This window comes from Novosphingobium soli, assembly GCF_042432915.1.
GTDB lineage: Bacteria > Pseudomonadota > Alphaproteobacteria > Sphingomonadales > Sphingomonadaceae > Novosphingobium > Novosphingobium soli.
The window spans coordinates 1-932 of the sequence record NZ_JBHLWK010000046.1 but is presented as its reverse complement, the minus strand read 5'-3'; the positions used below and the strand labels follow the sequence as shown (position 1 = coordinate 932).

Sequence of the window (932 nt, the reverse complement as noted above, 5' to 3'; positions counted from 1 at the left end):
TGTCGGACGCCAAAATAGAGCGCAATGGCGTGCAATGCGCTGTTATTGAGCGCCACAATAGACTGCATTCAAAGGGCGCAGCAGCGGCAGGCAGATCCGGTTACTGATCGGCGAACCGCTTGGCCAATCTGGCGCTTGCCCCACTTTTAGCGGCAAGCTTTGAGCCATACCGCAAGACGGTACGCGCATCGCGCCACCGGTAGGCCTGCATGATAGCTGGCAGTCCTTCTCCTGCCGCAAAATTGTCCTGGGCCACCCCGACCCGGATCGAATGTGACGAGACCGTGCTGAGCCAGCGGTCGCGTTCGGCTTCGCTCATTTCACCGAGCAGGCCCTTCTCCCAGGCGCGACGGATGAGCCGCCTGTAAATGAGTGTGATGCTGTTCGGGTGCAGGCGCTCGGTGCCGATGCTGTCGATCGAGCCGTCGAAGTGCGTCGTCACGCGGCGCAGCAGCGGACCCTTGTCCACCCTGCCCGCTTCACGCCAGCGGGCAATCGCCGCCATCGTCGCGGGAGAAAGATAAGCCTCGGCTCCGGCTTGCTTTCGGTCGGTCTTGCTTGAAGGGATGTGCAACAAACCGGCTCCGTCGCTGTCGGGCCCCTCGATATGCCCGACATCGATCGCGACCAGTTCCGAGCGCCGCGCGGCTGTATCGTAAGCGATGCGCAACATGGCCGCGTCGCGCATCCCCAATTCATCGCGGCGGCAGGCCTTGAGCACATGGGCCAGGCACACGCCAGAGGCGGGACTGTCGAGATCAGCGATGTCGCCCTTGAACCGGATGGCGCGCGCCTGCCTCTGGCGCACGCCGAGATGATTGCGCGCCGCCTTGCGCTCGAACTTGACCAGCGCTGCGGCGGTCGGATCCGTCAACCCTGCCATGCGGTAGGCCCACCCGACATGGACGAGGTAGCGCTCGATCGTGGCCATG

At 63.9% G+C, this 932-nt stretch carries 1 protein-coding gene; it reads right to left on the bottom strand.

Annotation, left to right across the window (positions count from 1 at the left end; all coding sequences use genetic code 11):
* Positions 1–100: 100 nt before the first annotated feature.
* On the bottom strand, positions 101–932 hold an 832-nt coding region (locus ACFFJC_RS21190; RefSeq protein ID WP_103096780.1), incomplete at its 5' end, for a tyrosine-type recombinase/integrase.